Origin of the sequence: Arachidicoccus ginsenosidivorans (assembly GCF_007971385.1) — a bacterium.
Taxonomy (GTDB): domain Bacteria; phylum Bacteroidota; class Bacteroidia; order Chitinophagales; family Chitinophagaceae; genus Arachidicoccus; species Arachidicoccus ginsenosidivorans.
Window position 1 is genome coordinate 5,548,878 of record NZ_CP042434.1, and the last position, 24,367, is coordinate 5,573,244.

Annotated in this window: 24 protein-coding genes; 12 read left to right on the top strand and 12 right to left on the bottom strand. The window is 36.9% G+C overall.

What is annotated here, in order from left to right; all coding sequences use genetic code 11:
• Positions 1-376: 376 nt before the first annotated feature.
• The 6 genes from FSB73_RS23435 (at position 377) to FSB73_RS22275 (ending at position 11,340) form a co-directional block, all read left to right on the top strand.
• Positions 377-4,558: a response regulator gene (locus FSB73_RS23435; protein WP_158639672.1), complete on the top strand. Its 4,182-nt coding sequence runs from the start codon at positions 377-379 to the stop codon at positions 4,556-4,558.
• Between the two features lie 85 nt (positions 4,559-4,643).
• On the top strand, positions 4,644-5,033 hold the full coding sequence (locus FSB73_RS22255; RefSeq protein ID WP_146787452.1) for a response regulator: 390 nt from the start codon (positions 4,644-4,646) through the stop codon (positions 5,031-5,033).
• Complete coding sequence (locus FSB73_RS22260; protein ID WP_146787455.1) at positions 5,034-5,852, top strand: CheR family methyltransferase; 819 nt, start codon at positions 5,034-5,036, stop codon at positions 5,850-5,852.
• A 289-nt stretch (positions 5,853-6,141) separates the two neighbouring features.
• Positions 6,142-7,866, top strand: a complete 1,725-nt coding sequence (locus FSB73_RS22265; protein ID WP_146787458.1) for a hypothetical protein — start codon at positions 6,142-6,144, stop codon at positions 7,864-7,866.
• On the top strand, positions 7,806-8,726 hold the full coding sequence (locus FSB73_RS22270) for a hypothetical protein (protein WP_146787461.1): 921 nt from the start codon (positions 7,806-7,808) through the stop codon (positions 8,724-8,726). Before FSB73_RS22265 ends, FSB73_RS22270 begins: the two co-directional genes overlap by 61 nt.
• The gene (locus FSB73_RS22275) at positions 8,719-11,340 is read left to right on the top strand and encodes a hypothetical protein (RefSeq protein ID WP_146787464.1); all 2,622 of its coding nucleotides are present in this window, start codon (positions 8,719-8,721) and stop codon (positions 11,338-11,340) included. Before FSB73_RS22270 ends, FSB73_RS22275 begins: the two co-directional genes overlap by 8 nt.
• Positions 11,341-11,734: 394 nt before the next feature.
• On the opposite strand, the gene FSB73_RS22280 is transcribed toward FSB73_RS22275, so the two are convergent.
• A complete protein-coding gene (locus tag FSB73_RS22280) occupies positions 11,735-13,780 on the bottom strand; it encodes a WG repeat-containing protein (protein WP_146787467.1) in 2,046 nt (681 codons plus the stop codon).
• A 789-nt stretch (positions 13,781-14,569) separates the two neighbouring features.
• On the opposite strand from FSB73_RS22280, the gene FSB73_RS25950 reads away from it, so the two are divergent.
• A complete protein-coding gene (locus FSB73_RS25950; protein WP_225974280.1) occupies positions 14,570-14,764 on the top strand; it encodes a hypothetical protein in 195 nt (64 codons plus the stop codon).
• A gap of 154 nt (positions 14,765-14,918) precedes the next feature.
• A complete protein-coding gene (locus FSB73_RS25955) occupies positions 14,919-15,683 on the top strand; it encodes a hypothetical protein (protein ID WP_225974281.1) in 765 nt (254 codons plus the stop codon).
• Positions 15,684-15,985: 302 nt separating this feature from the next.
• Here the strand turns inward: FSB73_RS25955 and FSB73_RS22290 are convergent, their stop codons facing one another.
• The 3 genes from FSB73_RS22290 to FSB73_RS25965 all read right to left on the bottom strand — a co-directional run bounded on the left by FSB73_RS22290 (position 15,986) and on the right by FSB73_RS25965 (position 17,915).
• Positions 15,986-17,266 carry a flotillin family protein gene (locus FSB73_RS22290; RefSeq protein ID WP_225974282.1) on the bottom strand — a complete coding sequence of 427 codons (1,281 nt, stop codon included), beginning with the start codon at positions 17,264-17,266 and terminating at the stop codon, positions 15,986-15,988.
• Positions 17,267-17,421: 155 nt separating this feature from the next.
• Positions 17,422-17,628, bottom strand: coding sequence for an NfeD family protein (locus FSB73_RS25960; protein ID WP_225974283.1), 207 nt, complete (start codon positions 17,626-17,628; stop codon positions 17,422-17,424).
• Entirely contained in the window at positions 17,616-17,915 is a 300-nt protein-coding gene (locus FSB73_RS25965) for a hypothetical protein (protein WP_225974284.1), read from the bottom strand. The genes FSB73_RS25960 and FSB73_RS25965 overlap by 13 nt, the downstream gene beginning before the upstream one ends.
• 508 nt (positions 17,916-18,423) lie before the next feature.
• Here FSB73_RS25965 and FSB73_RS22300 point away from each other — a divergent pair.
• The 4 genes from FSB73_RS22300 (at position 18,424) to FSB73_RS22315 (ending at position 20,886) form a co-directional block, all read left to right on the top strand.
• Complete coding sequence (locus FSB73_RS22300) at positions 18,424-18,867, top strand: AAA family ATPase (protein ID WP_146787470.1); 444 nt, start codon at positions 18,424-18,426, stop codon at positions 18,865-18,867.
• Between the two features lie 25 nt (positions 18,868-18,892).
• The gene (locus tag FSB73_RS22305) at positions 18,893-19,483 is read left to right on the top strand and encodes a CheR family methyltransferase (RefSeq protein ID WP_146787473.1); all 591 of its coding nucleotides are present in this window, start codon (positions 18,893-18,895) and stop codon (positions 19,481-19,483) included.
• Positions 19,484-19,855: 372 nt separating this feature from the next.
• The gene (locus FSB73_RS22310) at positions 19,856-20,101 is read left to right on the top strand and encodes a hypothetical protein (protein ID WP_146787476.1); all 246 of its coding nucleotides are present in this window, start codon (positions 19,856-19,858) and stop codon (positions 20,099-20,101) included.
• A gap of 80 nt (positions 20,102-20,181) precedes the next feature.
• Positions 20,182-20,886, top strand: a complete 705-nt coding sequence (locus FSB73_RS22315) for a phosphotransferase family protein (protein ID WP_146787479.1) — start codon at positions 20,182-20,184, stop codon at positions 20,884-20,886.
• Between the two features lie 151 nt (positions 20,887-21,037).
• Here FSB73_RS22315 and FSB73_RS22320 read toward each other — a convergent pair whose 3' ends face one another.
• From FSB73_RS22320 to FSB73_RS22350, 8 genes are all read right to left on the bottom strand, one after another.
• Entirely contained in the window at positions 21,038-21,667 is a 630-nt protein-coding gene (locus FSB73_RS22320) for a hypothetical protein (protein ID WP_146787482.1), read from the bottom strand.
• An 18-nt stretch (positions 21,668-21,685) separates the two neighbouring features.
• Positions 21,686-21,982, bottom strand: coding sequence for a hypothetical protein (locus FSB73_RS22325; protein ID WP_146787485.1), 297 nt, complete (start codon positions 21,980-21,982; stop codon positions 21,686-21,688).
• A gap of 152 nt (positions 21,983-22,134) precedes the next feature.
• Complete coding sequence (locus tag FSB73_RS28010; protein WP_449371704.1) at positions 22,135-22,311, bottom strand: primase 1D-like protein; 177 nt, start codon at positions 22,309-22,311, stop codon at positions 22,135-22,137.
• A gap of 170 nt (positions 22,312-22,481) precedes the next feature.
• On the bottom strand, positions 22,482-23,111 hold the full coding sequence (locus FSB73_RS22330) for a GIY-YIG nuclease family protein (protein ID WP_158639673.1): 630 nt from the start codon (positions 23,109-23,111) through the stop codon (positions 22,482-22,484).
• The gene (locus FSB73_RS22335; RefSeq protein WP_146787491.1) at positions 23,099-23,302 is read right to left on the bottom strand and encodes a hypothetical protein; all 204 of its coding nucleotides are present in this window, start codon (positions 23,300-23,302) and stop codon (positions 23,099-23,101) included. The genes FSB73_RS22330 and FSB73_RS22335 overlap by 13 nt, the downstream gene beginning before the upstream one ends.
• Positions 23,303-23,324: 22 nt before the next feature.
• A complete protein-coding gene (locus FSB73_RS22340; RefSeq protein ID WP_146787494.1) occupies positions 23,325-23,510 on the bottom strand; it encodes a hypothetical protein in 186 nt (61 codons plus the stop codon).
• Positions 23,503-23,772: a hypothetical protein gene (locus FSB73_RS22345; RefSeq protein ID WP_146787497.1), complete on the bottom strand. Its 270-nt coding sequence runs from the start codon at positions 23,770-23,772 to the stop codon at positions 23,503-23,505. The genes FSB73_RS22340 and FSB73_RS22345 overlap by 8 nt, the downstream gene beginning before the upstream one ends.
• A gap of 9 nt (positions 23,773-23,781) precedes the next feature.
• Complete coding sequence (locus FSB73_RS22350) at positions 23,782-23,994, bottom strand: hypothetical protein (protein WP_146787500.1); 213 nt, start codon at positions 23,992-23,994, stop codon at positions 23,782-23,784.
• Positions 23,995-24,367 lie beyond the last annotated feature (373 nt).

Sequence of the window (24,367 nt, forward strand, 5' to 3'; positions counted from 1 at the left end):
AGATGTGACTACATAGTAGCATTTAAGGTCGGGGGATTTTTGTAGGTGTAACGAAGGCTTAGAACTTGAATTTGAGTCTAATTTGATTTAACCTGTGAATTGACCTTGGAAATTGACCATTCTGAATATGACCTATTAATTGATATAAGATTAGCGTATAATATTGGATTTGAATAGGTATTTATTTTTAAATTGACTTTTACTTTAATTAGGTTGACGTTTGGATTTTGGTATGGACCCACATCTTTGTTAATTACAGTTTAGCTTTAATTCAGATTAAATTTTGTTTTGACTTTCAATGATTTACGTTTTTATTTAGGAAAAGAAATAGCAACAAGTTTAGAAATGAATAAAAATAGATTACCGTTATTATATTATGCGTACAAAACTCACCCGTAATCTGCAAATTGGCCTGGGCCTTTCCCTGTTGTTGCTGATTATCATCTCCATTGCCTCTTTTGTTAGTATTCGCAACCTGCTTAAGAGTTCTGAGTTAGTGGATCATAGCAACCAGGTAGTCACCCGGCTGGAATCGGTTATGTCTACGATGAAAGATGCAGAAACGGGTCAGCGCGGTTTTCTGATTACCGGACAGCAGAAATTCTTAGAGCCATATAATGGTGCTTCAGATCGGGCCATTCAATTAATAAGTCAGGTCCAGGAGATGACCTTAGATAATCCGGTACAGCAAAAGAACCTGGACCAGATCAAAGATATTATTCTGCACCGCCTAAGTGTACTGCAAACCTTACTGGATAAAAAAAAGGCTGGAGAGGTAATTGATGAAGAGGATATGCAGGCAGGTAAAGTTGCTATGGACTCTTTAAGGGCAACCATCAGCAAGGCAGAAACTGATGCCAAGCAACTTTTGGCCACCAGACTCAGCACCCTGCAAATGTTTACGACCTATACGCCACTGATTATTGTATTTGCAGCATTGCTGGCCATTGCTGTTTCTATATTCTCCTATTTTAAAGTGACCAGTGAGGTAACCGCTAAAACCAGGTTGCAGCAGCAGCTGGAAGAAAAAAATGTAGAAACCACCCGGCGGATTGAATTGATCCAACATGTGGCAGGTCAGATTTCTGATGGAGATTATAGTATTCGGGTAAGTAAAGAAGAGAAAGAATTGGATGATGATGATCTGGGCGGCATCAGCCAGGCCTTAAATAAAATGGCTGCTGCCCTTGAAGATTCATTTAACCAGTTGTCTGAGAGTGAATGGATGCAAATTGGCACCGCTGGCTTAAATGATCAGATGATCGGTGAAAAGGAGCTACCCATCCTTTCAAACGATATCCTGCATTTTATTGCAGGATATACAGCAAGTCAGGTAGGTGCTTTATATATATTAAGTAATGAGACCTTACAATTAGAAAGTAGTTATGCCTTAAACAGGGCCAAAAAGGAAATTGCACTCGGTGAAGGGCTGGTGGGCCAGGTAGCCTTAAACAACCAGGCCATGTGGCTGCGAGATGTAGAAAATGATCAGATTACAGTCAGCCATGCCACAGGTGCAATCAGACCCAGCCATATCCTGGTAGTTCCTATTCGCTATCAAGGCAGCAGAAGGGTTATGGGCGTCATTGAGCTGGCAGCCGTGCATCCTTATCCGCAAAAAATGCTGGCTTTTGTAAAAAGTGTGGCCGAGAATATCGGTATTGCCATTAATAGTGCCCAGAACCATAAACGATTGCAAGAGCTGCTGGAAGAAACCCAGGCACAGGCAGAGGAATTACAAGCACAACACAGTGAGCTGGAGAATATGAATGCAGAGCTCGAAGCCCATACCCAGAAACTACAGACCTCTGAAGAAGAGCTCCGAGTACAACAAGAAGAACTCCAGCAAACAAACCTGGAACTGGAGGTTAGAAACCGGTTAACCAATGAGCTTAACCTGGAAATCCAACAAAAAGCGAAGGCCCTGGAGCAAAGTACCCGGTATAAATCTGAATTCATGGCCAATATGTCCCATGAACTCAGAACACCTTTGAATTCAATACTACTACTCTCCCATTATTTATATGAGAATAGTGAAAAGAACCTGACCGATGAACAGGTAGAATCAGCTGGCGTCATTTTAAGTTCCGGCAATGGCCTGCTGAGTCTGATTGATGAACTATTGGATTTATCGAAAATTGAGGCAGGAAAAATGGAGCTTGAATATCAGCCCATTGCAATAGAGAGTGTTATCAGTGACCTCCGGTCACTGTTTACCCCTGTTGCTGCTGATAAAAAGCTGGAACTGTTGTTTGAAAATAACCTAAGCGGTATAGCAGAAATAGAGACAGACAAGATGCGACTGGAGCAAATCCTAAAAAATCTGCTTTCCAATGCCCTTAAGTTTACCAGCCAGGGCCAGGTCAAACTGGAGATTCAGGCGTCGAGCAAGAAGGCGTTTGCTGGACAGGCCGGCCCGGCTGCAGAACCTGGACAGACTGAACGGCCTGATCAGTCAGAACAATCTCCACCCTCCTCCAAAATTGCACAACTTGGTCAATCAGCGTTGCCATCTGAATTGGCGGATACCCATAGTACGGAGCTGTTGGATAAATTAGAAGCGGATGCAGATGCATCGAAATCTGCATCTAAATCTGGATCTGCATCTGAACAATCCAGTCAATCAGCGGTACCAGGCAACATAAGTAATGCAGGTGGTTCAGGCAGATCAGCTAGTTCGGGTAGTTCAGATAGATCAGGCTACTTACTAGAATTTATTGTTACTGATACAGGTATTGGGATACCAAAAGACAAACAACAACTCATATTTGATGCCTTCCAACAGGCGGATGGTTCCACCAAACGAAAGTTTGGCGGAACAGGCCTTGGTCTTTCCATTAGTCGGGAGCTTGCACAATTATTAGGAGGTGAAATTACCCTTGCCAGTACCCCAGGTAAGGGTAGCGTATTTACACTGCGCTTACCTTTGGACCAGACTGGCCGAGTTGGAGCATCCAGCAGAGACGATCAACCTGGGCAATCACTTGATGCAGAGGTGATAGATAATGGTTTTGGTTCTCATTCTGGTACTGGTACTGGTACTGCGTGTCGTTCTCGATCTGGTAGCAGGTCTAACTTGGACGCTGGCATTGGAGACTCGGCCGCGGGCTCGGACTCTGACTCTGACTCTGACTCTGATTCGGTCACTGCCACTGCTAAACGCAGTAAGTTTATCGTATCGAGGATTCCGGAAGAGATACCGGATGACAGGCATTTGCTGGAGGGAGATGATAATCAGGACAAGGTTGTTTTGATTATTGAGGATGATACGGCTTTTGCGAAGGCTTTACTGAATTTTACCCGAAAAAGGGGTTATAAGGGAATAGTCGCTGTTCGGGGCGACCATGGGGTGCCACTAGCTGAACAGTATAAGCCTGTTGCTATTTTACTGGATATCCAATTGCCTGTTATGGACGGGTGGGAAGTAATGGAAGCATTAAAGAGCAATAGTGCTACCAGGCATATACCGGTACATATTATGTCAGTGATGGAAGCCAAAAGGGAAAGCAGGCTTAAGGGTGCTGTAGACTTTATCAGTAAGCCGATCGCCATGGAGCAAATGAAGGAGATGTACCAGAAATTAGAAGAGGTTTGGCGTAAGCATCCGAAAAAAGTGCTGATCGTTGAAGAAAATGCTTACCATGCCCAGGCGCTGGCTAATTTTCTGGAAACCTTCCAGGTTACTTCCAGAGTGGCCAGCAGCGCTGCCCAGAGTGTGGAAGCCTTACAAAGTAAGGAGGTAGATTGTGTTATTATGGATATGGGTATTCCTGATAAGAATGCCTATGAAACCCTAGATATAATTAAACAAAACCCTGGACTGGAATATTTGCCGATTATTGTATTTACTGGTAAGCATCTATCCTCAGGAGAAGAAAGCAGGATTCGCAGGTATGCAGACACGATCGTGGTTAAAACAGCCCACTCCTACCAAAGGATCCTGGATGAAGTGACTTTGTTTTTACATTTGGTGGAAGACCAAAGGCAAATTAGGCCAGATGGCAGCGGCGGAGCCGCTGCCACAGGTATTGGCGTTGGTGGTAGTAGGTCTTATTCTGGTGCTGGTGCTGATTTAGGAACTGGAGCGGGAGTAGGTTCTGATTATGGAACTGGATCTGGCCGTGGTAGTGGCTATAATAATAAATTACGGTTCAAAAATGATGTTTTGCAGGGGAAAACGGTATTGATTGCGGATGATGATGTGCGTAATATCTTTTCCATGACGAAGTCTTTGGAAAGGCATGGTATGCAGATTGTTTCTGCTACTGATGGCAAGGAAGCACTGGAACAGTTGGAGCTGCATCCAGAAGTATCTGTTGTACTAATGGATATGATGATGCCTGAGATGGATGGCTATGAGAGTACCCGTTTGATTAGGCAACACCCAAAATTGGGGCAGGTACCGATTATTGCCGTTACCGCCAAAGCAATGCTGGGTGACCGGGAGAAATGTATTGCTGCAGGTGCTTCTGATTATATCTCTAAGCCTGTGGATAGTGATCAATTGATTTCTCTCTTGCGGGTATGGCTGTTTAATGAAAAATCTTGGTCAAAGTAGTTTAGGCATTGTAGTTTGGAAATGTGGTTGGGGCAATGTAGTTTGGTCATTTGAATGTAGTTTTAAAGTTGTCAATGGCGATATTATGGAAAATAAAGCTCCGTCTATTCTGATTATAGAGGATGATAACCGAAATATCTTTGCCTTGAGTCTTGTGCTTAAGTCTAAGGGGTATGGTTGCCTGGCGGCAACCAGCGCCAAGGAAGGCATGGCTTTGCTTGTAGATTTCCCGGGTCTTGCTATTGTACTACTGGATATGATGATTCCGGAAGTCGATGGCTATGAGGCCATCGACCTGCTTAGAAAGGTTCCTGGGCGTGAAAGCTTGCCGATTATTGCGGTTACTGCCCAGGCTATGCCTGGGGATGAGGAGAAATGTCTGGCAGCTGGGGCAAATGCGTATGTTTCTAAGCCGATTGATGTGGATTTACTGCTGGGATTACTGTTGGGTTTTCTTAAACAAAACTTGTCATAGATGGAAACACCGATCAGTGATCTGCAGCTCAGTATTGTATTAAATGATTTGTTGGATATTTATGGGTATGATTTTACTGCTTACGCAAAGAGTTCTTTAAAAAGGCGGATTAACAGGTTGTATGCGCTGGATAGGTTCCCTAGTTTTGCGGAATTTAGGTATAGGCTTCGGATGGATCAGGACTATTTTAATCGTTTTATTGAACAGTTGACGGTAAATGTCACTGAAATGTTCCGGGATCCGTTGTTTTATAAGGCTATACTTGCTGAGGTATTACCGGTATTGGCTACTTATCCTTTGATCCGGATCTGGCATGCGGGCTGTTCTACTGGGGAAGAAGTCTATTCTACTGCTATATTACTAAAGGAGGCTGGTTTACTACATAAGTCTATTTTATATGCTACGGATATTAATGCGGAGGTCGTCAAAAAGGCGGCCTCTGGTATCTTCCCTATTAAATATATGCGGCAGCATTCCTTAAATTACCAAAAGGCGGGTGGCAGGGAGGAATTCAGCCGTTATTATACGGCTGGATATGACCATGCGCTTTTTGATAAGGAGTTAAGGGAGCGCATGGTGTTCTCTACGCATAACCTGGTCTCTGAAGGCTCTTTTAACCAGTTTCAGTTGATTTTTTGCCGAAATGTGCTGATTTACTTTGAAAGGGACTTGCAGAGCAGGGTGATTAGTTTGTTTGATGAGAGTCTGGATCAGTTAGGATATTTAGCCCTGGGTAGTAAGGAGACCTTAAAGCTGTCGCAGGTGGCTTCCAGGTTCAGGCAGCTGGGGAAGGAAAGTATTTGGAGGAAGGTGCAGTAGGGAGGAATCGAAGAAAATATTTTTTATTCAAAATTAAACAACCCAAAATTAAATGAGGAACTCGTATACTTTCATAAAAAATAGCAAAATTAATCAATTACCCAATTTAAAATTATACACAAAATAAATCAAAAATTAAAATTGATCAAATTACAAACAATATTCAATTAATCACAAAAGCAAATTAAAAACCAACAAAAAAAGACAATTTAAAAAATAATATATAAATTTGTGTAGCAACTTAAACAGTTAAATTCAATAAAACCAAAAGTAACCAAATCAAGAAATTATGGATAAAGAACTCTGGATAAACCTTAATGAAGAATATAAAATTAAAATCGAAAAAGGAAACGAATTCGAATCGTCTATCTTCAGTGATATATATAATGCTGCTTTAAATAATGTAATTGAAATTGCTAAACAGTCAGATATTTATCAAGAACAAGAGGACTTCAATAATATCATAGCATTTACAGGAGACAGAGGAAAGGGAAAATCTTCTTCAATGAATTCTCTAATTGATTCCTTAATTTACAAACATAATATTGAAAACGAAATATTTTTTAATAAACAAGAATATAGCTATTTAAAAAATAAATCATTTGCGGAAATTGGGGTAATAGATCCATCGTTATTCCGAGGCGATGAAACTTTATTTGAAATTATAATAGCAAAGATGTTTCAGAAATTCCAAAATAAATTAAAAGATGAAAAAAGGGAATCAATAAATCATGACGAAAAAAGGACACTAATTAAATTATTTCAAAATACTTTCCAAGCATTACAAACTATAAATTTATCTCGAAAAGACATATATAAAAAAGAGTCAATTGAAGCCCTAAGTGAATTAGCCACAAGTAACAATCTGAAAGAAAGTTTCAAACATTTAGTTGCTAATTATTTAAAATACTTCGAGTCAAATAAAGATTATTTAATAATAGCCATAGATGATTTTGATTTAAATTTTGGAAAATCATTCTTCATGTTAGAGGACATAAGGCAATTTTTAATTCAACCAAAAATTATAATATTTCTTGCATGCCAAACAAACCAATTAAATGATTCCATTTCAAATTATATTGCACAACAGTACGATGCTTTATCGAATTTATATTATAGACAAAGAGAATTAAAAATCCAAAATAATATTGAAAACTACAGATCTATCAATATCAGCCAAAACTTTGAAACACAAAATTTAAATAAATCATTACTAAATAAAATCAATGTTTCAGCTTCCAAATATATAGAAAAACTGATACCCGTTCACAGAAATTTAGAATTACCGGAACTTTATCTAGGCCGAAATAAATTGCACGTGTATATTGGAGATGAAAGTAAATTAAATAATCTAAAACTAAAGGATACATGTAAAGCAATCGAAATAAAAACACCTCTAATCGAAAATAAAATTCTATTAGAGGCGGATAATTTAAGCCATTTATTAGCTGAATTCATATATTTAAAATCAAACATATTCATTGATAATCCAGAAAATAAATATAATTTAATATTCCCAAAAACACTTAGAGGATTAGTAGAATTCTTAAGCTTATCCAAAAAAAAGAATTTCAAAATCGAATTTAAAAAATATATATTAAACATCTCAAACTATAATCTACCTAATAAATATCAAGAAATATTCACTTTATTAGAAAGTCAGAATTTAGAAACATTAAACATTACAATATTAAATTGCATAAGGAAAATTAGAAATAATTTAGGTCTTTCAAGTATTGACAATATCCTATCAGCAAAAAATTACAAAAATGTCACTATTGGAGATATAAACGCAATATTTTTCAATTTAAGCCATTTTATTGATTATTCGAATAGAGATATGATTTTATTCGTTGAATTATTAAAAATATATTATTCAATAAGAATAAGCGATATAATTTTTAATCAAAAGATAGAGTATATAACATTATTCTATTATTCAGAACAAATAAATTGCTTTCAAAATTCTTCTCCCAAAAAAGAAGAAGAGATTATTTTGAAATTGAAAATCTAAATTTAAAGGAATTATTTGACAAGTTACCATCAAATCAAGATAAGTATTGGTTTGCCAACTTTTTCATAATTTACGGTAAACTTCAGAAAAGATATAGGGAGGAATGGTCTAATCCATTTATAAAACCAATACAAAATGTAACCAATGGGGTATTCTCCCCCTTCGCAATTTTTAACCGTACATTATATCCTAAACTTATATTGGATCAATTAAACATCTCAAACATAGATTCAATAGAATTAATATCTGAAATAGATGAATGGAACAAAAAAAATGGTGCCCAAATAAATTTATTACTCAGAAATTCAATGTTCTACTTAGAAGTTATTGAACTATTCAATATGGAAGCCAGAAGTGAATTTAAATCAGAAGCAATTAATAAAGATCAATATGGGAATGAATTATATCTAGATTTATTATACTCTTATTTCTCCAATTCACTACCGAGAGTGCTCCGAACAATATCACAAAAATATAGCTTTTTAAACATCCAACCAGATATATGGGTAGAAACAAACCCCATAATTAAATATTGGAAACGAATAATGGAAGACAAATACAAAAGGGAAATATTCACCAAGTGTTTCAATCAAGTATATGAATCGCAAGACCAAAAAACATATACTAAGGATGAAATCGGAACAGCGAAAATGCTATTAAAAAAATACTATGATTATTTTAATGGAAATAATAAAACACAATTGGGTACTAAACAGGCTATGAATAGACTTTATCAGTCATTTACCGAGGGAAATGAATTATTTACAATATTTCAGCGATTAAGAGAAGAAATGGATTTTAGTTTTCAGGATTCCCTTAGAAAAATTGAATCAAAATTACAAGAAATAGCAAATGGATAATATACGCAAAACCTTAAAAATAATTTTCGGAGATTATTGTCCCGATTTAATCTTAAAAGAAAAATATACTGAATTCTATTTAAGTTTCGATCATTTTATTGAATATGCTTTCAGCAACTATATGTGCTATTCCCTTGATGAAATTAGGAATATCTATAAAATGATGAACGATGACTGGTGTTATAATATAAACTCAAAACAAAGGAATTATTTTCAAATTTTAAATAATTTTACAGAGTCAATTCTAATTGAAGAAAACAATGAGCTTTACGTCATTTTTGAACAACTATTGAAATGGAGAGATGTATCATTTTATTTAGGTGAAGATATACTAACGACATCTTATTTTGCCAACTTAGATAATTTAACAAAATATGATAGGAAGTTTTTTTCTTGGAAATCAACAATATTTTCTAACAATTTCCAATTAAATAAAATACTAAAAGAAGGTATTAGTGATAATCACTTTCATCTGAAAGGGTCCGGTCCTGTATTTGATATCAATTGGATTAACTTAATGAATCATTCAAACGATCTTAATTTTAATTTAAAAAGTTTCACAAAAGAAATAAACTTAAGAACAAATATTAATAATTCACCTAGAAGTTCAAATAAAGAATTATCCGTATTAATATACAAAGCCGCCTACATCCGTTTCAAACTATTTTCCATTATACATAAATGCAACAATAATCTTGAAATTGAAATAGACAAAGAAAGTAATTCAGACGAATCATTTGATATCATTTTAAAGTCAAATCAATTAAATAACGAAATAGAATTATTACGATTAGAATTAGGGCACGAGTTTAAATTTCACGACGACAAGATTATTATAGATTATGCTATCCCCAAAAATATTCACCTTCAAAACTTAAATGACTCATTATTGTTTTTTGGTGAAAGAAAATTTTTATATGACTGCTTTCAATTAATATATTCCGAAGATTTAAATTTTAAAAGTTACCATTACTTATTCCATGCATATATAAATATAAAATCACAATTTCGTGCTGAATTGATAGCAGTAAACAAAAAAATTGGATTTGGAAATTTCTTGTTATATCAAAATAGAAAAGAGTCTTTTATAAATGAATCATCCATATATTATAACGCATTTATAAACTTGGCAGTAAGAGAAACAAAAAAAAACTGCAACTTATTATCATTGGAGTTACGAATAGCACCAAAGGAGAATGCCCAGATATTAGAATCCACAATACAAAAATTCAACAAATTAATTGAAAAAATTTCATTTGCATCTACTCAGTTAAATTTAAACCCTTATGAATTAGAAAACAATCCTCAGGGCAGCAATACTAACCAGGGAATATATTATGTTCTACATTTTATAAAGGAAAAAGACAAAGAACCAAATAATCTAAATTATCAATCAATATATTGTAGGAACTATAAATTAAGAAATAAAATAAAAAGACAAGCAATTGCTATTGGTCGATTTAGGGAAAGCTATTCTTCAAATTCAAAATATTTAAAAGGCATCGATGCAGCATCAAGTGAATTTGCTGCGCAACCAGAAGTATTTGCACAAGCATTTAGATATATAAAAAATCATAAAGTTAATGGAAAATTTGACCATTTAAAGGAGACAATTGAAGCACAAAAAATGTTTGCTACTTATCACGTCGGTGAAGATTTTAATGACATAGTAGATGGTTTAAGAGCAATAGATGATTGTGTAAATTTTCTAAACTTATATGCAGGTGATAGAATTGGACATGCATTGGCGCTGGGAATTAATGTAGAAGAATATTACTCATTCAAGGAAAATAAAATGATCCTTTCATCCCAAACCTTGTTAGATAATATTGTATGGTTATTGTCAAAAATAAGCCAATTTGGAATCGCATCAAATAGAAATGAAGTTAATAGCCTCGAAGCATTATATGAAAATTTGTATTATGAAATATTCACAAAAAATCTAGATAAAAACAATATCGATTCAGTCAAAAATATACCTTATTCAGTATACTATGATTCATACAAATTAAGAGGAGACGATCCATATTTATATTTTGAAAATATAGATAGGAATGTATATGATATAATTAATTTTTCTTATTGGGATAGATGCCGAATTAATCAATCATTCCCAACGAATAAAAATATTAGGAATAATAGATTAGCAAAATTTATAACCCAACAGTACCATTTTAATGCAAAGGTAAAATTAGCAGGTGAAGAAATAAAACAATTTAATATAACAACATCATACGTCGAACTAGTCAAAATGGTACAATATCACATGTTGTTTGAGTTCGGAAGAAAGCAAATAAGTATTGAGACTAATCCTACATCCAATTATTTAATCGGGACATTTCAAAAGTATGCAAATCATCCAATTAAAATCTTTTACAACTTAGGACTAGAAACAGACCCAATTGCAATTTCAAAAAGCCCACAAATTAGCGTATCTATAAATACTGACGATCAAGGTATATTTTCTACATCTTTAGAAAATGAATACGCCTTTTTAGCCATTTCTCTTTTAAAAGAGAGAGATAACGATGGAAAGTTAAAATATAATTCTGCTCAAATTTATGATTGGCTTTATAGGATAATGAAAATGGGAAACAACCAAAGTTTTACGTAATGTCAGCAATTCAACTGCTTAAAAAAATATAGGTGGTATATGACATATAGGCCGGTAAAATAATTTAATTTTACGGCTGTGAGTGGGGAATTTATCCTCCCCTTCCAATAACCTTCAATTTCTTACTATTTATTCTGTTCCTCCAATAAAAATACTGCGACTCTCTTATATTATTAAACTTGCAAAATTCCCGCACTAACATCCCAGACGGCTTACTTTTTACATCATTGCATCACGATCAATTGACGACATAGTTTTTTATTTGATGCAAAGATATTAAGCTCGTAAGAACCAAAAAAGACGGCTCAAATCGAATGCTTCAAAGTTACGGTAAATACTGTAAACTATAGACATCTAGTGCCAACCACTGTTATATTTAATGTAAATCAAATCTTTAATCTTCCCAATATTGTTTATTATTTTTGTCAATAAACCCCATATTGTGATTAATATCTACATGAGCGAAGCCATTTTCAAAGCTCGATGTACAATCATAAATTAAAGGAATAACTAGATTCCCAAACCGGTCGATAAAGCCACATTTAAAGTCTTTTGAAACGCTGGCTAGGTTTTCCTTAAAATTCCAGATTTCGTCGTATAATCCAAGTGGGACAATGGTTTCTCCATTAAAATCTTTAATCCCAACTTCATCATGTCGTTGAAATATAATAGACTTTCCATCATTATATTTTATTTCACTATAAATTGGCGGAATAATCTGATTTCCTTTATAGTCAATGACTCCCCACCCTTTCGTTTTTAGATATACATTGAATCCCCCCTCTCTCAACTGAATTGTATCGTATTGACAGGAAATAATTACCTTTCCTTTTAAGTCCATAGCCCCATACTTTTTATTCTTGCATGGCATAATTATACCGTACTTATTATTTATATTGAGGCCATCATATTCAAAAGGAACCAAAATCTCTCCCATTAAGTTTATAACTCCATAGAATCCGTTGAGTTGGACAACAGCTAGGCCAGATTCATCAAAGTTGAAAGCCTTTTCATATTTAATCGGAATTGCAACCTTGCCACTCTTATCGATATAACCAAAGCGGTCATTAAAATCTTTAACCGCGGCTCTGTTACAATTAAAAGGGTTCGCACTTGCGTATTTAAAAGGAATGACGGTATTGCCTGATTTATCGATGAACCCCCATTTATTCTTAATTTTTGCAGGCGCAAGTCCCTCCTTAAACTTCAAAAGTGCATCATAAATTAATGGTATAATAGTTTTTCCGGTTCTATCTATAAATCCGAATTGTCCATCAACACTTACTAAGGCCAGATCATTACTTTCAAATTGAATTTGACTGTCGTATATATAAGGAATGATTAGGTTGTTTCTTTCATCTTTGAGCCCGTATTTTCCGTCAATAGAAATATCAGCACTTTCCCAACCATTTTCAAAATCGATGTGTATGTGACTATCGAAAACGAGAGGCACTAGTAATTCGCCAAATTTATTTGAGACCCCAAATTTTTTATCCAACTCAACTTTAAAATATCCTTTTTCAAAAATAAGTATACTATCATAAATAAAAGGCAATATAATCGTTCCGTTCTTATCTATAACTCCGTGTTTTTTATTCAAAATAGCGCAAGCAAATTCTCCGTTAAATTTCCAAACGAGATCGAAAATGCACTCTATTTTCATATCTCCGTTTAAATCACAAAACCCCCACTTTATCCCTTTTCGATAAGGGATTAATATTTTCTCTTTTTGGCCGTTTGTGTTTAGAATCAAACTTGGTATTGGTACATCAGGAACTATGTTGTGCGAAGAATCAGATTCAATCAAATTATCAATCAGTTTTTTAAATATTTGTTCATCTATGATTTGATACAAGTAAGCGTAATAAACTGTATTTAATTCACTCTTTCTAGCTTTTAGTAGTTCAGCTTGTTCCGTTCTTCCGACCTTTTTTAATATTTCCCAAAGGAAATTTTGATCGGTATTAGATATGGTATCTATCTCTTTGATTTTATTTTGAATATGGTTAAATGATAAATCGCATATATTTCTTAGATACTCATAATAATTTTCGAAAATGCTTACATTAAATTGTGATCGCCTAGATCTGTTCAATATTTTTATCAAAATATCCTTTACTATTAAGTCATCGTATGGCTCCCCACATGCCTTTCGATTAAGCATCCAATCATGCATAAAAATCATGCCCCCCATACAGGCAGTTTCGCCCTTTGAAAAGATGAAATACGATTTCGTATTTAGAGTTGTCAAGATAGTGTCACCGACTGGATATTCTTTATTTTTAATTGTGTGGGCAAAGTAGTTTGAAGTAGCTTGGCATTGATTTACATGCGTTTGGATTTTATTTGCTTTTTCTAATCCCTTTATGTTTTCAAAGTATTTAATAAAACTTTTTACAATTTCATCACTATTAAGGATATGTATTGGGGTGAGTTCCATTTTGTGGCATTTATTAGTATTATCATTATAATATAGAGTCTATCTTGTTTTGTTAATTCCTATTATCCCTGTCATTGTCTAAGGGCCTTTAAAAGGCCAGCTAATATCCACTTAACGAATTCTTTTGCAATTATTTGCTAAATTACATTAAAATCCAATACGAATAGCATTGGGAATAAATTTCATTTTTCCTAATCCGTCTCATTTTGGTATAAACCGTTTGCGCCTAAAAAGTAATGATTTTCACCACTTATTTCATCACAAAAAAATTTTCCATTCGGTTTATGTGTAAACAAAGAACAACTGGGCGGCACACCTGGACTCAAAATTGCCCAGTATTATTTTCATGGTTTAATATTTTGACAGGTTTAGATATCAGTCTTTTGCGGTAAGGAGTATTTCAATTTATGTGGCAAAGTAAACATTCGATTTGAGCGGTCTTTTTCGGTTCGTACATAAAGAACATCGGGTAGAATATTTTTTTCAACATTCTTACCTGGGTAGTTTCTGCCATTTTCAGAAATTGACATAATTTATACGGTACAATTCGTGTTAAAATGAGGTTTATTAGTATCTTGAAGAACTCCCATTAAACAAATTATTTTTCATTATTTACCAAAAATTCTTATTTCCTATAAAAAAAGGGCACTCGCACTCTAGAAGGGACATTATTAAAAAGACTTCTACTGTACTTGCAGGCATTACTATAGTGTCTCGATTTATTTTAGGTGGCAAGGGTTCTTAGCTCCCAGTGATAAACTAACTAAAGCAGTCATTGGTGTTGGCGGCATGGGGGCAAACCACTTTGGCTATGAAAACACCCCTGTGGTGGCTATATGTGATGTGGACAAAAAACATCTGGCCCAAGCAGCAGGCATGCTGAAAAATAAAGTCAAAACCTTTCATGACTACCAGAAACTCATTGAACTGTCGAAGTGGATATTGTGCATATCACCACCCCACCCCATTGCCATGGTATTATGACTGTAGATGCCGCGACGGCTGTCAAGGACATTTGGTGTAGAAACCAATGCCCCATTCAATTGGGGAAGGTAAAAGGATGATGGAGGCTATGCCTCTTCATGACCGTATCTTCCGACTCAATACCTAGTTTAGGTTCAAGAATATATTCTACAGGATGGGCACCACTGTAAAGCCTATTAAGAAGTTGGTGGAGAGCGGCCTTTTAGGCTGGCCACTGACGGTTCGGATGGGCAAGCATACCGGCTTTGACTGGAAATTCTACTGGTTTGGCAAAGAAAACCCGCAACCGCAACCTGTTCTGAAGGAACTTGATTATGACACCTGGCCAGGGCCTGCCCAATTTAAACTTTATAATCAACACAGGGTACATCAGACTTTTAAAGGATACTCGGATTATGATAGTAGGGGTTTGAGTGACATGGGGCAACATTATCTGGATCCCATTCAATACTTTTTAGGCAAGGATCAGGCCAGCACCATTCTGGTGGAAGTGGATGCGCCCCAACTGCATCCCGATACTGTTGGCACCTGGAGAAGAATTACCTACACCTATGCTGATGGTTGCAAAATCATTTTGGATGGTGAGGGTAAAGACACGAATGCGCCCTATATAAAGGGGCCTAAGGGTAAATTATATCCGGGATTCAAATCTGATATCCCGAACCTGGAACGTAAACTGGCTAATTTCCCTGACCCGGTGTCACAGATCACGACGTTCACTGCATCGGTAAGGTCCAGGCGTCCCTTTGCCCTTAATGAACGTAACGGGTATCATTCCTGCACGATTGTCAATATGGGGATGATTGCGTTGAGACTTGGCCGTTCTCTGAGGTTTGACCCCGATAAACAGGAATTTATTGATGACCAGACAGCAAATATAATGCTTATGCCTGCCATACGCGCTCCTTATACTATTTAAGTCATCCTAGGTTCATTTTGGCTTCATCGTGGGCTTCGTGGCTACATCTTGAATTCACCCAGGCTTCATCTTGAAGTTATTCAATTTATCTATCCTACTAATTATCCTACAAATTTTCTTAACAACAGATTCAACTTACTTATATGTTTACACGAAAAAGATGGGCGACTCCACTTGCCTTCTGGCTTATTGGGCTGATTGTCAGTACCGGAACGGTGCAGGCTCAGGTCGAACAAGACCACCGGACGACTAGCATTAAAATTGCGGATTTGCTGGCTGCCATGCCAGCCGCGGATTCCGGGTTACTGGTTAAAAATATGCAGCAGACAGAAAACCTGGGCACTGATGGGATTGTGGCTATGGTAAAGCGACTGGACGTCACTGATCGTGCGGCTAGCGGGCCGCTGCAATACGCTAATGAAGGCTTGTCTATGTACCTGTGTGCGCACCAGATCAGGCAGTTTTTCGAGCATCAATAGTAAGAAGGCATTATTCGTGTCACCGCCGGCTGCTTTCACTACCTTATCATAGCCTTCTGCCTGTTTAGACAAAATCTCATACAAACCTTTAGCTTCTGCTTCCATTTTGGCAAAGGTAGCGTCTGCCTCCCCTTTTGCCTGTAACCTGACTTTTTCAGCTTCGGCTTCTGCATCAATGACCACTTTTTGTTTGGAGATCTCTGCAGGCACGACAATATTCGCATTTTGGGTGGTACGCTCTCTTTCCGCACGGGCGGCTTCCGCTTTTTGCTCTGCAACATAAGATTCTTGCAAGGCCATGGCCGTCTGCACTTTTTCAGCAGCGGTGGCTAGTTTTAAGGCCTCTGCCTGACGCCCTCTTCTCTCGGCATCGGAGTCTGCAATGGTAATTTTCGCTTCATTTTCTCCTTTTACCGCCAAAGAATTGGCCAAAGAAGTGGCGATTCTGGCATCTCTGTCTGCATCGGCCCGGCCAATGGATTCATCTTTGGCCGCCATGGCAATGGCGACCTCTTTATCTTTATTGGTCACCGCTATCTTGACATCCCTGTCCCGAATAAACTCGGCAATCTGGATATCCTTTAATCGGTCTGCATCCGCTTTACCGGTTTCCCCTATCTTCTCCTGTTCTGCAACGCTGACCTTAGCTTCATTGATGGCCTTGGCAGCTGCTTCTTTACCCAAAGCCTCAATATATCCGGATACATCCTTAATATCCGTGAAATTTACATTAATCAGCTTTAAGCCAACCTTTTTTAGTTCTGTATCGACATTATTAGAGATGTTCTCCAGTAATTTATCCCGGTCAGAATTAATTTCTTCAATGGTCATCATCGCAATGACCAACCGGAGTTGTCCAAATAAGATATCCTGGGACATTTCCTGGATCTGTGCCACATTGAGCCCTAAGAGCCTTTCAGCTGCATTACCCATGGTATCCGGTTCCGTACTGATGGCAATGGTAAAGCGACAGGGCACATCCACCCGGATGTTCTGACGGGAAAGGGCATTAGTTAGGTTCGCTTCAATGGACATGGGCCTTAAATCCAAAAATGCATAATCCTGGACCACAGGCCAGATAAAGGCACCACCCCATGAATACATTTGGCAGATTTGCCCCCTGTCCTACCGTAAATTACTAAAATCTTATCCGAGGGGCAGCGTTTATAACGCGATACTAAAGCCAGAAAGGTGACAAAAATCACCAATACTACTACAATAATCAAGGTAAAACCACCCATATTATATATTTTTTTAAACTAAATTACTTTTTCTACAATTAAAATAGCGTTTTCGATCTGTAAGACCTTTACATTTGTTCCGGATGTTAGCCTGTTAGCGCCCCTGGTCATGGCATCAATCTCATGGGTGGCACCCAGTACACTGATCTGAATCCGACCTTTACCATTCATGTTTGCAGGTATAGGAATATAGACCTGCCCGTTCAACCCTATTAGATTGTCCATCTAAAAGTATTATCCTCTGAGAGTTTGAGTAATTGGCTAATTAAGAGAAAAAACAACAGGACAAATACGCAACCAACAATAAAGGCTAGCAAAAGCAAAAGAACACTAGATTCTATAGTATTATAAAATACCACCCTTGTCCAGCCAAACCCTAACAAGAAATTAATGACATTCCTAAAAGAAAACAGCTGAAATGGCGCATCCATATGATTCAGGTCAGCACTAAAATCAGCATTCATGCCATCTGTATCAATGCCTCCAATAATAGTAAGTAGGGATTGGATCACAAAAATAACACTACTAATAATGGCTAAATATCAAAATCCTTTTAAAAGGGGTGGCAAGTTAGTTAAAAAGTCAAGCATACTAATTTGTTTGAAAACAAATATAATGGCAAAAGGGCATTAAAAAATATAAATTTTCTCATACTAAAATTTATACTACACTGCAATTCTGTTCATTAGCGAGGAGATTGTGAATATGGTATTAGAATCACTGGATTAGACAATCACTTAGGATTCCTGGGGACTTCTGAGGATTTCTGGTAATTTTCAGGCTTGCGTCCTGGCTATTTAGACGGGAAGACGTGTTCTGCCCTCTGTCGAAATCAAGAGTACAGTTAAGATTGCGGTCAAAATTGCCAAATCCGGAAGTAAATTGGCGCCATATACGGAAGTAAATCGACGCCAAATCCAGAAGTTTGTGAATCTTTGTGGGTATCAATATGTAAAAATGTGAAATAACAAATACATACACAGAATTTCTGATACAACCTTGCAAAACGCACTCAACACAATGGGTGCCATACTTATTGAAGGTGCAAAATGGTGCAGTAAAACCAGTACGTCAGCTAATGTGGCTCGCAGTAATCTCTATATGCAAGACCCTGACAATGCCCATTCGTACCGGGAATTGGCAGACACCAAACCCTCGTTATTGCTTCAAGGAGAAGCTCCACGCCTAATAGACGAATGGCAAATGTCGCCCGTCCTTTGGGATGCGGTGCGTTTCGAGATGGACAAAAGACAAAAATCCGGACAGTTTATCTTTACAGGTTCAGCTGTTCCAGCAGATAATGTTACCGCACAGACGGGTACAGGGTGTTTTGCCAGTATTTTAATGCGACCAATGAGTTTATACGAATCCCAGGAATCAAATGGCAGCGTTTCCTTTGCTGAATTGTTTGAAGGGAAACAAGACATTGAAGGCGTCTCCACATTAAGCATACCGTTTTATTGAACAGTTGACGGTAAATGTCACTGAAATGTTCCGGGATCCGCTGTTTTATAAGGCTATACTTACGGAGGTATTACCTGTACTGGCTACTTATCCTTTGATCCGGATCTGGCATGCGGGCTGTTCTACTGGGGAAGAAGTCTATTCTACTGCTATATTGCTAAAGGAAGCTGGTTTACTACATAAGTCTATTTTATATGCCACGGATATTAATGCGGAGGTGGTCAATAAAGCAGCATCTGGTATATTCCCCATTAAATATATGCGGCAGCATTCCTTAAATTATCAAAAGGCGGGTGGCAGGGAGGAATTCAGCCGTTATTATATAGCTGGATATGACCATGCGCTATTTGATAAGGAGTTAAGTGAGCGCATGGTGTTCTCTACACATAATCTGGTCTCTGAAGGCTCTTTTAACCAGTTTCAGTTGATTTTTTGCCGAAATGTGCTGATTTACTTTGAAAGGGACTTGCAGAGCAGGGTGATTAGCTTATTTGATGAGAGTCTGGATCAGTTAGGGTATTTAGCGCTGGGTAGTAAGAAGACCTTAAAGCTGTCGCAGGTGGCTTCCAAGTTCAGGCAGTTGGGGAAGGAAAGTATTTGGAGGAAGGTTCAGTAGGGCACTTGAGTCTCGCACTTAATTGGTGCCAACATCAATTTTATTTTTTTTTCGGTTATTTGCGTAACGTTAAAAATTAAAATGGCTCTTTCCCGCACTGTAAGAATGGAGTAGATCCGCATAAGGACTAAAATTATATTTTAAGTTTTAATAATACGGAGCAATTGCATTGAATTGCCGAATATTAAAACGGTTTAAAAGTATTATGCAGTGGTTTGCTTTGACTGGCTTTGACAAAAAAGCTTTATCTTAAAACTGCTGGTCGCTGAATGAAGTTTGGGAACGACCAGCATATTAACAATTGATGCTTAGCTGCTTAATGATAAAATCCATATATTTCTTTTAGTTTTGGAGCAACTTAAATGATGATGGATGTTCATTTCATACCCCGATTTTACTGCACTGGAACCTCAGATTATAAAAATGGTATCTGGAGGCCTTGCCAGCTGTGCAGACCTTACCCAGGTGGAGGGCGGTCTTTTTAATGATATTTACAGGTGGATACCACAGGAAGTTCCTGGAAAGAAGAAAGTGCCTCATGTCGCTTATTATCTGAAACAGTATCATAATAGCCATCGATCCAGCGTTTTTACGCCACCTGCCATTGATAAAAAATAAGGTGTACGCTAGCCTTTAAGGTTCATTGTCTTTTTAATGAACTAAATGAAGATCTGCATATAACGGCACAGATTCATTATATGGAGCAATATGATCTGCTGGTTATTCAAGGCGTCCCATATCCTAAACCTTTAGTAGCGTATCTGGCTTCCGGAGAAGTTTTATGGGAGCCATTGGCGCTACTGATGACAGGTATTGGCAGGCTGCATTCAATTAGAGCAAAGGAAGTATTCATTAATAATGAGTTATATGAAAATACGTCTTTCAGGGATTTTAAACTACAGCTGCAATACTATGATCTGGCGGCTGGAATGGAGGCCAGTTCTGCATTGAAAAGTTCAATTATTGATTTAGCCGACCGGTATAAAACACAAAAGTATACCCTTTTACATGGTGATCTGAATAGCAGAAATGTCATCATAAATTCAAAAGATAACAGCTTTGGTGTGATTGATTTTGAGCAATCCCATGTGGGCAACCCCATCTACGATTTGGCCTATATTTTATCTGAGGTCTATATGGCCTGCTTGTATCATGGTATTGATATGGATGCCACCATGCATAGACTAATACAGGCTTACACCAAGTCGAATACGACATTTGATCTAAAAAACCATTGGGTGGAATTTAAAAAGCACCTAGGTGTACAAATATTGTATAGGTTGCACGGGCCGAGTAAGGCTTCCTGGTCTTTTTACATGACAGATATGAAAAAGCGTGCTCATATCATTGAAGTGGCCAAGCTTATGATTATGCAAAGGATGCAATTTGGGGAGTGGTCATAAACAATTGCAGGTGGCACAATGCCAATATTGGATAATCCGCCATCGGCAAAGCCACCTGCTAGTCCGGTAATATTATAATATCAGGAGCGCAACTGCAGGTTCACCTTCTAATTGTACATAATATACTCAGTTGCCGGTTTTTTAGCCCACTTTATGCTAATCTTCTCACCAGGATTAAATTGGACCAATTTTTTAAAAACGACTCTGCCATCCACCTGCTGCACCCTGAGCTCCATTTTCTTTTTATATTCCCTTTATACTGGATAAAGAAAGTATCCCCTTTTGACGGATTCGGATACAAAGTAGTGGAGGTCTTTGACCTGACCTGCATGGCCATAGACAGCACTTTTCTGAATTTAAATGCATCAAAGAATGCCCCGTTTCCATTCAACGGTCCGAGATGCACTTTGGTAACGATGGAAGAATCCCATCCAGCGCCTAGATATGGATGACTAATGACATCATTATATAAATTTCTTTTATACAATGTCCATCTGGGCGCCGGTGCATTTTCACTAATCATTTGGTAAGGCAGCGTGAAATCGGCGCCTATCCGATAGTACAAATCTTTAATTTCGTATGTTTTCGGATTGAAAAGTGTAAACCCGAACCAGGTTGCAGTCGAATTATCCGGTTTAATGGCCACTTCAAAGGTCTTGTATGTATCCAGCGGAATTCTAATGGCATTATTTTCGTTAGTCGTAAAAGTGAGCCTTCCTCCCGAAACATGCAGAGAACTTGCGCCTTGATAAGCCGTTGAGCGTACTACCCCTGTAATCAAAAGATAATTTTAAATCATTTAAAGTAGTGGTCGGATTTTCATTCCCTTGCGGCATATCCGGCGCAAGGTTAAAAGTAAAACAACGCTGGCAAAGACATCCAGTGTGTCCATTGAAACTTCTAAACGGTTTCCGTTGTGGGAAATCACTAACTCATTTGACTGCTGCTTATCCGAGGTCAACAGATAAGCTTTATGCTCAATCACATTTTGTGGAGCCATAATACAGATTACTGTAGACGTTGTTGCTGTGGCGTAATTTATGGTATCCCAACGCATATTAGTACCAGCACCATAATCATTTAAGTTAACGATCAAGGCATCCATATTTCCGGTTCGTCAAAAAAAGGCAGTGGGATTGTATCACCAATAAAAACAACCGCCGGAATGCGTTACAAAAAAGACTTTATGATTTAAAGCATGATGAAAACTCCGTAATATAGGATCATTTACAGGTAAGAAGAACATCATCATCGCAAATACCCGATAACCTCAGGAAATCTTTTATCTTTTTTAGTAACCCTTAACGAACAAGAAACTTCTAACAATTGATGTGTTATCCAATATTTGTTTATAATAGGACTATAGAATAAAGATCGATATAAAATTTCATGAAGCTCGTCTTCCTTGACCAGGAAATCACTAATAAGTAGATTAAAACCCTATTCAGGACACTAAAATTCTTTGCAAATCATTTAGTTATAAAGAATTTTAGTATTTTATTGTGTCAAAAACATATCATTTTTTACGATTTAACCCACTGATATCAGATTTTTCGGAGCACAACAAAATAAATAAAAGCTTGTTTATGTTCTTATCACTCATTATAACCAAATTCCCTCCTAGTTTGTAAAACATTCATCCACCACCTTTCACGCTCAATTACATGATCATCATTTGTAGAGTTTTTAAAAATTTCAAGGATTGTGAACCTGAAATTCTCCTTAATGTAATCAAATAAGAATGGTTTCAATTTTTTATTTCCACCATGCCCATTCTTAATGTAATCTCTCCATCTTCCCAAAAGCCTCGCCTCTCCGTACGCAGCCCCTACATACTTCTTACCAGTTAATGTATCCGATAATAAATAAATTCCTTTTTGATTCTCTAGCACACTCTTCCACTCCTTATTTTCCAATAACCGACTTAAGTCTTTCCATGATACATTCACCTTATCATATCCAGGAAATTTATCATTAGTAAAAGAATGTGCCAGAATCTCCTTTACGATAAAATCATCTAATCGATTTCCCCCAAGGGTCACGTAAGCTCCATTTTTATGAAAACTCAGAACCAACCTTCCAAAATATTTTTGATATTCCGTTAAAACTTCTCTATCATAATAATAATTAATAGATGTTTCACTTCTATTTAAAAGTCGATTATAATCCTTTGTTATCCTGGAAATGTCTATTAAAAGCCAATCCCAGCACTCTATTTGAACCAACCCAATAACAATATCATCAGTTTTGAAAAACTTTTTTTTGCGCTATTGGAAAAATTACCTTGCAACAATAAATCTGGATTTTGATGATAATGAGATATACCATCCCATGAATTATTGGTCAGATTTAGCCTAATTTTGACATGTTTAGTATCTTGCAATTGCAAAATATCATTTAGCTTAATTTCACTCATAAGAATATAATTTAGTTTAACATTAATAAATCAAATATACATAATCTTTTAATATCAAAATCACCTTATAACGTAAATCTAAATAACCCAATATTGGTACATCTGTATAATAATAGTTCCAGGGATTGGATATGATATAAGTTCGGGCATTTGCAACTTTAACATCAACACCCACCTTTTCATCAGCAACATTAGTTCCTCTAAGCATTATACCTGTCATTACCCCAATCTGTTTCGGATAGTTTAGGGCCATTTAATGTAAAATCGTTGAGGTCAATATAAAAATCCCCCATTTGGCCGACATCAACTAGAGGATACCCATAACCATTTAATATCTGGCTACTGTCTTTCCCATTTACGCCATCCTTGCCATCAACCCCATCACTCCCATCCACACCTTTCAAACTATACCCTGTTCCCCAGCCAGACGATGTTTTGGGTCCGTAAAGGCGGCTGGCGGATAAATCCAAATAGAAATCTCAAGTTTTACCCACTGTAGTACCAGGCTGCCCTTTCCCGCTCAATATGGTTGAACCGTCTTTCCCGTTAATACCATTGACACCGTCTGTACCATCCGCACCACTCGTACCATTGATCCCATCCTTGCCAGATGGGCCCACAGGGCCAGTTTTTGAACATCCGATGCCTACACATAACATAATAAGTAATAGTCCAATTGTCAGTTTTTTCATTTTGCAGTAATTTTTTTATTAATTTCTTTTATTTACTGCAAAAATAATAGTGGTGGTATGCCAAATACTGACACCGCTGGAAAGATTTTTTAAAAGTTATATTTCGGCGATTATCATTTACGTTTTAGCCAAATCAAATACGAATTGCCCCTATGGCATAATCTATTATTATATTGATATACAATAACATATAATTTACAACCTTAATATTTGCCTATCATTAAATACCCAAAATTATCCATAATGGCTTCTTCAGAATATATGTTATTTAATGGCAGTTTTCAATTTAGAGTACCTTATAACTCCTGTAATAAGAGCTATGCCAATTGGTCCTCTTCTTTTGCAATTACATAAACGCTATCCCAAATATTTT

Excerpts from the sequence above, each read along its gene's own strand:
- FSB73_RS22260 (WP_146787455.1), top strand. The coding sequence starts at position 5,034 with ATGGAAACACCGATCAGTGATCTGCAGCTCAGTATTGTATTAAATGAT.
- FSB73_RS22305 (WP_146787473.1), top strand. The coding sequence starts at position 18,893 with ATGTTCCGGGATCCGCTGTTTTATAAGGCTATACTTACGGAGGTATTA.
- FSB73_RS25955 (WP_225974281.1), top strand. The coding sequence starts at position 14,919 with ATGGGCACCACTGTAAAGCCTATTAAGAAGTTGGTGGAGAGCGGCCTT.
- FSB73_RS22335 (WP_146787491.1), bottom strand. The coding sequence starts at position 23,302 with ATGAGTGAAATTAAGCTAAATGATATTTTGCAATTGCAAGATACTAAA.
- FSB73_RS22255 (WP_146787452.1), top strand. The coding sequence starts at position 4,644 with ATGGAAAATAAAGCTCCGTCTATTCTGATTATAGAGGATGATAACCGA.
- FSB73_RS22290 (WP_225974282.1), bottom strand. The coding sequence starts at position 17,266 with ATGTATTCATGGGGTGGTGCCTTTATCTGGCCTGTGGTCCAGGATTAT.
- FSB73_RS23435 (WP_158639672.1), top strand. The coding sequence starts at position 377 with ATGCGTACAAAACTCACCCGTAATCTGCAAATTGGCCTGGGCCTTTCC.
- FSB73_RS22275 (WP_146787464.1), top strand. The coding sequence starts at position 8,719 with ATGGATAATATACGCAAAACCTTAAAAATAATTTTCGGAGATTATTGT.
- FSB73_RS25960 (WP_225974283.1), bottom strand. The coding sequence starts at position 17,628 with ATGGACAATCTAATAGGGTTGAACGGGCAGGTCTATATTCCTATACCT.
- FSB73_RS25950 (WP_225974280.1), top strand. The coding sequence starts at position 14,570 with ATGGGGGCAAACCACTTTGGCTATGAAAACACCCCTGTGGTGGCTATA.
- FSB73_RS22265 (WP_146787458.1), top strand. The coding sequence starts at position 6,142 with ATGGATAAAGAACTCTGGATAAACCTTAATGAAGAATATAAAATTAAA.
- FSB73_RS22280 (WP_146787467.1), bottom strand. The coding sequence starts at position 13,780 with ATGGAACTCACCCCAATACATATCCTTAATAGTGATGAAATTGTAAAA.
- FSB73_RS22350 (WP_146787500.1), bottom strand. The coding sequence starts at position 23,994 with ATGAAAAAACTGACAATTGGACTATTACTTATTATGTTATGTGTAGGC.
- FSB73_RS22300 (WP_146787470.1), top strand. The coding sequence starts at position 18,424 with ATGGGTGCCATACTTATTGAAGGTGCAAAATGGTGCAGTAAAACCAGT.
- FSB73_RS22310 (WP_146787476.1), top strand. The coding sequence starts at position 19,856 with ATGTTCATTTCATACCCCGATTTTACTGCACTGGAACCTCAGATTATA.
- FSB73_RS22315 (WP_146787479.1), top strand. The coding sequence starts at position 20,182 with ATGGAGCAATATGATCTGCTGGTTATTCAAGGCGTCCCATATCCTAAA.
- FSB73_RS22340 (WP_146787494.1), bottom strand. The coding sequence starts at position 23,510 with ATGCTTAGAGGAACTAATGTTGCTGATGAAAAGGTGGGTGTTGATGTT.